The following is a 10,181-nucleotide window of genomic DNA, read 5'->3' on the forward strand; positions in this document are numbered from 1 at the left end:
GTGGTACCCACTTCGGCTTGCGAGCTCGCCACCCTGGAATGGGTAGCCTGGTACAACCATCATCGGCTGATGGAACCGCTGGGCTATATCCCGCCAGCCGAGGCTGAGGCAAACTATTACAGGCAACTCAGAAATACTGCTGAAGCGCCTGCGATAACTTAAACCAACCGGCCTCCTACAAAGCCGGGGCGATTCATTTCGCTGTGTGAATGAGCAACCGACACGACCGATGCCGGCGACCTGGCGGGCGTTATAGGAAAGGCCGAAAAAGGACCAGGTGCGCCTCAAAATGACGATTATCCTGCAGTTTCGCGTGCAAACTAACTTTATCGCACATCTGCTTTTGAGCATTACTCGGGTCGATGGTTGACAGGTAATCAAAATAGAGGAAGGAGGTCCATGGGATCCAGTGGACTCCTTTTTCTAAGCCAGGAATTCTCGGCAGCCAGTTCCGGAGCGTAGCTTTAGGATACGTTGGCTCGCTCATGAAAGTCTGAAACTCGAGACGCTTGCGAGTAGCTTTCTTGCCTGGTGTCGGACCGCTTCCGTCGCCGCCGCTGATTGTTCTACAAGCGCCGCATTGTGTTGCGTCACCTCGTCAATCTGAGATAGCGCGCGCGAAATCTGTTCGACGCCCAAGCTTTGCTCCTCCGACGCAGACGCGATCTCTCTCAGCACGCCATCTACCTGTCGAACGGTTCCGAGGATCTCTTCGACGCGACCACCCGCTGCGCTCGCCAACTTCGCTCCCTGTCGAACATGCCCATCCGACTTGCCAATGAGCGTTTCGATGTCCCGCGATGCGCTAGATGATCGCTGCGCAAGCGCTCGAACTTCGGACGCGACGACGGCAAATCCTCGCCCGTGTTCTTCGGCACGGGCCGCCTCCACAGCCGCGTTCAGCGCAAGGATATTCGTCTGAAAGGACACGCTCTGAATCATTCCCAGAATGTTGTTGACTTCGGTAGAGCTTGCCGCGATGTTGTCCATTGTTCCAGCCACTGCGTTGACAGCGTCACTGCCTTTTTGAGCTGACGATAAAGCTTCGGCGGCGCGCCTAGAAGCAGTCTTTGCGTTCTCCGAGTTATCAGCGACGGCCGTCTTGAACTGAGCCAGACTTGCGGTCGTCTGCTGGAGCGCCGCCGCCTGCTCCTCAGTTCGTTGAGACAGGTCAGCGTTCCCCGTTGCCACTTCTTCCATCGCTTGTGTGATGGTCTCCGCTCCTCGTTGGATATCCCCTACCGCCGCACGCAACCGCGCTTGCATCACCCGAATTTGCCCGACCAAGCTGTCCTCATCGGCACGAGAATCAATCGCCAAGGACAAGTCGCCACTCGCTGTTGCGCGAACGACTGCCTTCGCATACTCCGGTGAACCACCGAGGGCACGAATCAAAGAACGGTTCAGCAGGAAAACGATAGCAACAAGGACGACGCTTATCGCGAGCACGAAAGCCGACGCCTGATACACAGAACGCCAGAACGCTGCGTCGATGTCGTCCAGATATTCGCCAGTAACAAATATCCAGCCCCAAGGTAAATAGGACTTTACAAAGCTGCGCTTCCTGATCTGCCTGGTCTCCCCTGGACGGTGTGTGTAGTAATCGACAAAGCCCTCGCCCCCGCCATTTACGACCGAGACCATCTGGCGATAGACGAAGTTACCGTTCTCGTCTTGGTAGTCCCCGAGAAACCGCCCCTCGGTCTCCGGTTTCGAGGGGTTCATTACGGAATGCATGCCTGGGTCAATTACGACGATATAACCGTCCTTACCGAACCGAACCGCTCGAAGCGCCGCCAAAGCCTCGCGCTTCCCATCCTCAGGGCTCAGCCGGCCGGTGGAGACAAGCCCGCCATATCGCGACACAATCGTCGTCGCTATATCGCCAACCTCACGAAGTCCGCCCTCCCGCTCCGCCAAGCCCGTCGTCTCGTTCTGAAGCACACCGAACGTCGCGACCGCCGCAATACACAGCAGTGAAAGCGCTAGCGGAATCCAGAGCTTTTGGTAGAAAGTCAGCCGCCTCATATTAGATCTCTAGTGTTTAAGCTACAAGTGCCTATCGGCCGCAAACGCCATTTCTTTATATTGGATGTTGAATATTTTTTCCCGCTGATGAGAATCTTCCGCAAAAAATCGGCGCGTCTACTGCGCTCCGTAGGGATACGGTGAAAACCTAACGGGAAAGCACAGCTAAGGAGCGTGATGTCACCTGTCGCAGTCCCGCAGGCTAAGGTGGCGCCAACGACGTCTTGACTGGGGATCGCGAATTTCAGACTGCGGTGCGAAGCTGATCGGCGACTACCCATGGCGGGAGTTCATCGATGTGGTAAATCGCCTGGTCGGCGATTCGGGCGATTGAACGGGCGCCGTTTTGCGCGCCACGTTGTCCGAATCCGTATGCAACTGCAAGAATTCCGTTGCCTTCACCAATCCTTGCTTTCGCACTGATGATTGCGTGGCTTCGACCCTCAAAGTGTCGGCAGATGCTACGAGTTGTACAACGCCTCAGGGTCTTCGTCCGGTCGCTGTGCCTTGGGATCATCAGGTTTCCAGTTGGCGCGAAACCTTCTTGGGTAAAACAATCGATCAGTCTGCGAGCTTCAGGTGCGATGCATCGTATGCCGTATGTATGGTCAGCACCGCCCAGGCGATACGCAAGGCTGTTGCTGACCGCACAGGCCCCTACCGTGCTGGGCCTTCGTGCCAGCATTGAACGGATCCACTCTCAAAGGCGATCGCTGCGGATTCACGTCTTCAGGCTTGTTGATACCGCGATCGCGCGTATATAGATCGAACTGCGAAACGCGTGCGAAGGAAAGATGGACACTGCGATTTGCAGGACCGGTCGCCACCTGCCATTGCGTACGACGGCCGTCGCGTACTCGGGGAGAACCGCCGAGGGCGCGGATTAAGAGCGATCGACGAGAAAAACCAAGACTTTGCAATTGCGGTGATCTGACGATAGGCGTATGTTCCTTTCGCGCTGGAGTAGTCACCGAGAAACTTGCCCTCCGTTTCCGGTTTTGAGGGATTCGCCCCAGGAGGCTTCGCTGGGTCGATGACGACAACGCGGCCGTCACCGCCGAAGCGCATCGCACGAAGCGCAGCCCGCGCCTCGTGCTTGCCGTCCTCGGGACTCAACCGGCCGGAGCCGACGAGTTGCTGATAGCGCGGCACGAGATAGCCGATCTCGGCCATCTCGTTCCGCGCTCGTTCGCGCTCGTTCGCGCTCGTTCGCGCTCCGCAATGCTGTCCCGTTTATCCTGACACACGTCAAACAGCTTGATCGCGGCGATGCACAGCAGGGAGATCGCCAAGGCAATCCGGAGCTCGTCTCGCGAAATTAGATCCATTGGCGAGGAATCCAGTATGTTTATATTAGGGTTCGAAAAATCGTCATCCAGCCAAACCTCCCGACCTACGTACTTTCCCGGACACCCCAAAAGGTTCTTGCCATTTTGGCTAGATATCTAATATAGTTGAACGATACCTGTTGATAAGGCGACCTCTCGCCGGGAGACTTTACATGCTGACCCACCAAGAAAACGAATTGCTGTGCCGCGTCGAGGGCGATGCCCCGATGGGCCAACTGATGCGCCGGCACTGGACGCCGGTCTGCCTCATCGAAGAGGTCAGCGAGCCGGATGGCGCGCCGGTCAAGGCGCGCGTATTTGGAGAAGACCTCGTCGTATTCCGGGACTCGGAAGGCCGCGTTGGGGTGCTGGACGAGTACTGCCCGCACCGCCGTGCCTCGCTCGTCTACGGCCGCAATGAAGACCCCGGCCTGCGCTGCCTGTATCACGGCTGGAAGTTCGACGTCGCAGGCAATGTGCTTGAAATGGTGTCCGAGCCGGCGGCGAGCTGCATGACCGACAAGGTCAAGCACAAAGCTTATCCGGTGCAGGAATGGGGGGGGATGGTGTGGGCTTATATGGGCCCGCAAGACGCGATCCCCGAATTCGTGCCGCCGGCCTGGGCGCCGACCGCTGATACCCGTGTGAGCATCGCCAAGGCGCTGCTGCCGTGCAATTGGGCGCAGATTCTCGAAGGCGCGATCGATTCCGCGCACAGCTCGAGCCTGCATTCGTCCGACTTCGTGCCGGCACGCGTCGGCGGCGCCGAAGCGACCGACAAGAACTGGCTGCGCCCCTCCACCGACAAAGCACCGCGCCTGCAGGTCGAGCGCACAGACTACGGCTTCCGCTACGCCGCGCTGCGTCGCCCGATTTTCAACGCCAACACACACGACTACGTGCGCTCCACCGTGTTCGTGGCGCCGGGTACGGTGCTGATTCCGCCGAACAATCTCTACAACGTCGCGAACATCAACGTGCCGATGGACGACACGAACACGGCGTTCTACTTCATCGCCTGGGGCGATCCGGAGACGACGCCGGAAAACGAAACGTGGCGCAAGTTCCTGCGTCAGCAGGTCGGTGTTGATCTGGACCAGTACTATCGTCCGCTTCGCAATCACGACAACCGCTTCTGGCAGGACCGCCAGGCGATCAAGGCCGGCAATTTCACAGGCATTTCGGGCTTCCCGAACCAGGATATCGCCATGTGGGTCACGATGGGCCCGATTGCGGACCGCTCTGACGAGCGCCTCGGCGCGAGCGATCTCGCCATCGTCGAATTCCGCCGCCGCATGATCGACGCACTCGCAGAATTCGAGAAGGATGGCAAAGCCATTGGCACCGGTGAAAAGGCGATTACCCGGGAAGTGTGCTCGTACCAGGCTGTCGTGCCGAAGGAAATCGACTGGCGTACGTATTCCGCGCGTTATGTGAGCAAGAAGAATCCCGAGCCGGCCGACCAGCCGTCCGCGCTCGCAACGGACTATCAGGTCAAGCAATAACGGGAGGCACACGGTTATGGAGCAGCGCCGTTTGCGCATCGGGGTCGCAGGACTGGGACGGGCATTCTCGCTGATGCTGCCGACCTTCCTGCGCGACCCCAGAGTCCAGCTCGTCGCTGCGTGCGATCCGCGTGACGAAGCGCGTCGGCAGTTCGCCGCCGACTTCGCGGCATCCACTTATGCGGACGTGGCGGAGTTGGCGGATGACGACAACGTCGAGATCATCTACGTTGCGAGTCCGCACCAGTTCCACGCACAGCACACTGAAATTGCCGCTTCAAAAGGCAAACACGTGTTGGTCGAAAAGCCGATGGCGCTCGCCGCTGCGGACTGCGATCGGATGATTGCTGCATGCCGTGCAGCGAACGTGCATCTGATCGTCGGCCATTGCCATAGTTACGACACGCCGTACCTGCGTACGCGCGAATTGATCAGTCGCGGCGATTTCGGCGCGGTGAAAATGATCCAGGGTGTCAACTACACCGACTACCTGTACCGCCCGCGTCGGCCTGAAGAGCTGGCCACGGCTGAAGGTGGCGGCGCCGTCTTCAGCCAGGCGGCTCACCAGGTCGACATCGTGCGAATGCTCGCCGGCTCGCGCGCGACACGTCTGCGCGCAAGCGTGGGACGGTGGGATCCGTCACGCCCCACCGAAGGTGCCTATTCGGCGCTGATCTGGTTCGAGAATGGTGCCTATGCCTCGCTCTCGTACAACGGCTATGGCCACTTCAACACAGAAGAGTGGAGCGGCTGGATCGGCGAAATGGGCGCTCGTACGAGCCCCGACACGTACGGCAGCGCCCGCCGCCGTCTGGAGACGCTCGCGTCCTCGGGCGACGAGGCCAGACTCAAGGCGGCCGGCACCTACGGCGGATCGGCATACAAGCCGCCAATGGCCGCCGCGGATGAGCCGCCGCGCTTTCATCAGCATTTCGGTCCGATCATCGTCTCGTGCGAACGCGCGGACCTGCGCCCGCTGCCCGATTCGATCGTCATCTACGGCGACGAACAGCGCCAAACGCTGCCGCTGCCTGCGCCTGCAGTGCCGCGCGCCGAGGTCATCGATGAGTTGTATGGTGCCGTCGTCGACGGACGATCGCCCCTTCACGATGGCGAGTGGGCAAAGGGCACGTTGGAAATCTGTATCGCGATTCTGAAGTCGAGCGAAACCGGCGCAGATGTAACGCTCTGATAGTCCTGGGGAAGCGCACGATCCCTCGTTTTCAACTAGGTCGTCTACAGTGAAAACGAGGGATTTTCTTATGCGCACTTCTGGCACCTTGGACCGGCGGAAATGTGGTGACAGGCGACGGCCTCGACGTTAAGGGGCACATGTGTGCCCACCCTCTCGCTCAACGTGTCATCCGGTAAAAGCTGCAAAGCGGAGTGAAAAATCAATCGCCCTGACGTGCTTCGTCAACTTCCCCAAGGAAATACGGTTCACGCCAGTCTCTGCAATGGTTCGCAGCGTCTGCTCGGTCACACCGCCCGAGACTTCCAGCTCGGCGCGCCCCGCAGTGACACGCGCAGCCTCGCGCATCGCCTCGATCGAGAAATTGTCGAGCAGAATCGACGCAGCGCCTCCCGCCAACGCTTCCTGTAACTCATCGAGTGTCTCTACCTCGACCTGCACGGGCACACCCGCACCCAATGCTTGAGTGGCGCGAAGCGTCGACGCAATGCCGCCACCCGCCGCAATGTGGTTTTCCTTGATCAGAATGCCGTCGTAGAGCCCTCGGCGATGGTTTTCTCCGCCGCCCACACGAACTGCGTATTTTTGCGCCAGGCGCAACCCGGGAAGCGTTTTGCGCGTATCAAGAATCCGCACAGACGTGCCTTTGACGATCTGCATCATCAAGCCTGTCTCGGTAGCCACGCCGGAAAGCAACTGAATGAAGTTGAGCGCGGTGCGCTCGGCGGTGAGCATATCGCGCGCAGGACCCGCGATCTTGCAGACAGCCTGCCCTTCGTGCATCCGTTCGCCCTCGCCGACCAACCATTCAATCGTGATGCGCGGGTCGACCTGCTGGAGTGTTTCGTCGAACCACGGTCTGCCACACAACACGGCGGGTTCGCGCACGGTCAACACGGCTTCGGCGTAAGCGTCGGGGTCGATCAGTCGCGACGTCCAGTCGGCCTCGCCGATATCTTCAGAGAGCGCATCGCGGACGTTGCGCGCCATCGCCGCGCGGGTCATTTCATCCATTCCGAATCCGTATTTTTTATCGAGGGAGCGGCATGCCGTGGCCTGCCGTCGTACCAGTCGTCGACTTGGCACGCTCATCCACATTATTAGATATGTAATTATTACGCTACTCGCGAGTGGCCCCAAGTGCCGAGCAGCACTTCAATCCTGACCGATTTCTTCCCCGCGCGCCGCGATCAGATTGCCCACTTCTCGCGTCGACGGTATACGCAGCGCCGGGTTATCCGACTCGGACTCGTCGCGCGCCATGTTCTCGATGATCGTCAGCAAAACCTTTCGCGCGACGTTGATCTCGGTCGCCTTTAAACCGTCAACACTGATCTCATTGACTTCTTCTGCAAGCGGAACGAGCTTTTTCTTGAGGTTACGGCCGCGTGGCGTGAGGTAGACGTGCGTGTTCTTGCGGTTGCCGGGGGCATAACGGCGCTCGACATAACCGAGCTTTTCCATCGCCTGCACCGCGCTGAAGGTGGTGGGCGTCGTGGTTCCGGTCTCGTCGCTGAGCTCCTTTTGCGTGAGCCCGTCGTTGACCCAGAGCACGCGCAGGAAAGCCCAGTGGCCAAATGACACCTCATGTTGCGCGAGGCGCATTTGCAGTCCGCGCACCATCGCGCGGGCTGCATCCTTGATCAGGTGGGCGAGACGATCGTCCGGCACTGCCTCGCGCCAGTGCCGCAGGATGGGATCCTCGCTCGCGAGCCTGCCCTTGCCAGAAGTACGTGCTGCCATACCTTCCTCACCGTTATCGTGTCAATATCGGCGACAATCATAGCGCCAAAAGTTCGAGGGGGACGAGCTGCCAGCGTGTTGTCATAGCGCGATCTCTGTACGCGTCGCTGTTTCGCTAAGAGGACGTCGGGGCGAGGCTCATACTAGACGGCGAACGTTGATCGCTGAACCAAACGCGGGTGCCCGCCACCGAAGCCATACGCTGGACCGGCGACACGGCGTACTCATCGCTCGACGATTGCGTCACCGATCGACATTCGACTCGCCGTGACTCCCATCGAGCGCTGATCGGCAACGACGTCATGCAACTGCTAGCACTGACTGACGCCATTGCGCCAGTCAGCGAGCGCGCTTTCGAATGCCTGCCTAATTTCATGCGTGCGAATCCCGCTCGAACGCCTCGCGACTATACACGAGGCATTCGTGAAAATTTCCGACTGACCGATATCTGCAGGAAACAACTTCATCACCGTTCCGTTACCGATTTCCAGCGGGCGCGCGCAGCATCGGAACGCTGTGCCCGAACCGCGCCTGCCGGTTGCGCAACGGCACGAACAACTGCCGTGAGCATTCAGATCTTGAATCGCTCCAGGCTAGCCGGATGGAACAGTTCGGCAGGCTGGAGGCGACGGCTCGACAATCCTTCGGCATGGTGCTGCGCGAGGAAGCGGTCGATCACGCGCTCGTTGTTCGCGAATCCGTAAGACCAGAAGTCGTGCCCCATCAGATGCCGTGCATTGCGCAACTGGTCTTCGATGAACGGCAGCGTCACCTTGGTCGCCGAGGTGTCGCTCAAACGGGCCAGCGCCACTTCCTTCGATTGCTCGAATGCCTTCGCGATCGCGCCGGGCAGCCACGGGTGCTGATCCGCGAGCGTCTTGCGAATGCCCAGTGTGTGCATGATCGGGAAGAGCTTCCTGCGCTCGTACCATTCGGCTGCGCTTTTCTGCGGATCATCGAAAAGGTACTTGACCTTCGGATGCCCACGATCGAAGCACGACGGCGCGCGCGGTCCGATCACGCCGTCAATTTCGCCATCGGCCAGCAGATTCGAGATCGTCTGCCCTTCGGGCGCACTTTCCAGCACGACGCCTTCAGGCAGCTTGAGCGCAATTTTTTCCACGCGCGTCGGATCCTCGTAGCCGCCCCGCACCCAGCGGATATCCGACGCCTTCACGCCGAACTCCTCTTCCAGAAAGAGCCGTACCCAAACGTTGGCGGTGAGTTGGTATTCCGGCACGCCGATGCGCTTACCCTTCAGGTCTTCGGGCCGGTCGATCCCACGGTCGGAACGCACGTAGATCGAGCTGTGCCGGAACGCGCGCGACGGAAAGACCGGCACCGCGATGTAGGGCGACGTGCCCGCGGCGGTCTTTACCGAATAGCTGCTGAGCGAAAGCTCGCAAATGTCGTAGTCCGCGTGCCGGAAGGCACGAAAGAAGATTTCCTCCGGGTCCTGCAGCATGAACACGGGATCGACACCGTCGATCTGGACGTCGCCGTCGATCAGCGGCCGCATCCGGTCGTAGTTGCCCACCGCGATGGAAAGTTGAAGCTTGCTCATTCCTGCTCCTGTCTGACTGTCAAAATGCCGGTCGGCGTGCACATCGTCACGCACCGGATTGCTGGGCCTGCCGCTCACGTGGCACGCCGAAAAAGACGGCGATGCCGCCAATGAAAACGAGCGCCGCGACCAGCAAGATGCCGGCCGAAAAGCTGCCAGTCGCGGTCTTCACCCAGCCGAGGACGATCGGCGCGAAGAAAGCGCCCACTTGACCGAGACTACTGATCACGCCGATACCGCCAGCGGCCGCCGCGCCCTTTAGGTAATTAGGAGGAATAGTCCAGATAATGGCGGCGGCCGCGAAATAGCTCACCGAAACTAGACTCAGGCACGCGATGGCCGCAACCGAGTTGTGCGTCAAAACCGTCAGGAGCACCGCGCCCGTGGCACCGGCTGTCGTCGACAGCACGAAGTGCCAGCGGCGCTCGAGCCGCAGATCGGAACTGCGTGCGATCAGCAGCATGGCGACAGCGCCGACGATATAAGGCAGCGCCGACAGGAAGCCAATCTGCAACACGTTGGAAACGCCCGCCTGTTTGATGATCGTGGGCGTCCAGTAGTTGAGAATAGTTCCGCAAATCGGCACCGTGGCCCAGCCCGCGGCAATCACGTACACGCGCGGGTCGCGCAGCGCCGCGAGGAGCGTGCTCGGCGAGCTATGCGGCTTGCTTCGACCTTCCTCGTCGAGCGCGCCGATGACAATTCGTTTCTGATCCTCGGTCAACCACTTCGCATCCTGGGGCCCGTCGATCAGGTAGAAGTAAGCAACGGCACCGGCGATTACGGCAGGGACGCCCCCCAGAAAGAACAGCCATTGCCAG

The 10,181-nt window shown here is 59.8% G+C and carries 7 protein-coding genes and 1 pseudogene; 2 read left to right on the plus strand and 6 right to left on the minus strand.

Annotated features, from left to right (window positions below):
• Positions 1-483 precede the first annotated feature (483 nt).
• The gene (locus A985_RS0119625; RefSeq protein ID WP_017235082.1) at positions 484-2,028 is read right to left on the minus strand and encodes a methyl-accepting chemotaxis protein; all 1,545 of its coding nucleotides are present in this window, start codon (positions 2,026-2,028) and stop codon (positions 484-486) included.
• A 729-nt stretch (positions 2,029-2,757) separates the two neighbouring features.
• Positions 2,758-3,210: pseudogene (locus A985_RS27720) on the minus strand (cache domain-containing protein); the annotation flags it as partial.
• 319 nt (positions 3,211-3,529) lie between these two features.
• Between A985_RS27720 and A985_RS0119635 the strand changes: the two are divergent.
• Complete coding sequence (locus A985_RS0119635) at positions 3,530-4,861, plus strand: Rieske 2Fe-2S domain-containing protein (RefSeq protein WP_017235084.1); 1,332 nt, start codon at positions 3,530-3,532, stop codon at positions 4,859-4,861.
• A gap of 16 nt (positions 4,862-4,877) precedes the next feature.
• Positions 4,878-6,053: a Gfo/Idh/MocA family protein gene (locus A985_RS0119640; RefSeq protein WP_017235085.1), complete on the plus strand. Its 1,176-nt coding sequence runs from the start codon at positions 4,878-4,880 to the stop codon at positions 6,051-6,053.
• Between the two features lie 168 nt (positions 6,054-6,221).
• On the opposite strand, the gene nadC is transcribed toward A985_RS0119640, so the two are convergent.
• The 4 genes from nadC to A985_RS29505 all read right to left on the minus strand — a co-directional run.
• Positions 6,222-7,067 carry a carboxylating nicotinate-nucleotide diphosphorylase gene (gene nadC / locus A985_RS0119645; protein ID WP_017235086.1) on the minus strand — a complete coding sequence of 282 codons (846 nt, stop codon included), beginning with the start codon at positions 7,065-7,067 and terminating at the stop codon, positions 6,222-6,224.
• A 141-nt stretch (positions 7,068-7,208) separates the two neighbouring features.
• Positions 7,209-7,796, minus strand: coding sequence for a MarR family winged helix-turn-helix transcriptional regulator (locus A985_RS0119650; RefSeq protein ID WP_017235087.1), 588 nt, complete (start codon positions 7,794-7,796; stop codon positions 7,209-7,211).
• A 571-nt stretch (positions 7,797-8,367) separates the two neighbouring features.
• Entirely contained in the window at positions 8,368-9,360 is a 993-nt protein-coding gene (locus A985_RS0119655) for an ABC transporter substrate-binding protein (RefSeq protein ID WP_017235088.1), read from the minus strand.
• Positions 9,361-9,406: 46 nt separating this feature from the next.
• The coding region (locus A985_RS29505) for an MFS transporter (RefSeq protein ID WP_232424687.1) at positions 9,407-10,181 on the minus strand (775 nt) is incomplete at its 5' end.

Origin of the sequence: Pandoraea sp. B-6 (assembly GCF_000282835.1) — a bacterium.
GTDB classification, from domain to species: Bacteria; Pseudomonadota; Gammaproteobacteria; order Burkholderiales; family Burkholderiaceae; genus Pandoraea; species Pandoraea cepalis.

Excerpts from the sequence above, each read along its gene's own strand:
- A985_RS0119625 (WP_017235082.1), bottom strand. The coding sequence starts at position 2,028 with ATGAGGCGGCTGACTTTCTACCAAAAGCTCTGGATTCCGCTAGCGCTT.
- A985_RS0119635 (WP_017235084.1), top strand. The coding sequence starts at position 3,530 with ATGCTGACCCACCAAGAAAACGAATTGCTGTGCCGCGTCGAGGGCGAT.
- A985_RS0119640 (WP_017235085.1), top strand. The coding sequence starts at position 4,878 with ATGGAGCAGCGCCGTTTGCGCATCGGGGTCGCAGGACTGGGACGGGCA.
- nadC (WP_017235086.1), bottom strand. The coding sequence starts at position 7,067 with ATGGATGAAATGACCCGCGCGGCGATGGCGCGCAACGTCCGCGATGCG.
- A985_RS0119650 (WP_017235087.1), bottom strand. The coding sequence starts at position 7,796 with ATGGCAGCACGTACTTCTGGCAAGGGCAGGCTCGCGAGCGAGGATCCC.
- A985_RS0119655 (WP_017235088.1), bottom strand. The coding sequence starts at position 9,360 with ATGAGCAAGCTTCAACTTTCCATCGCGGTGGGCAACTACGACCGGATG.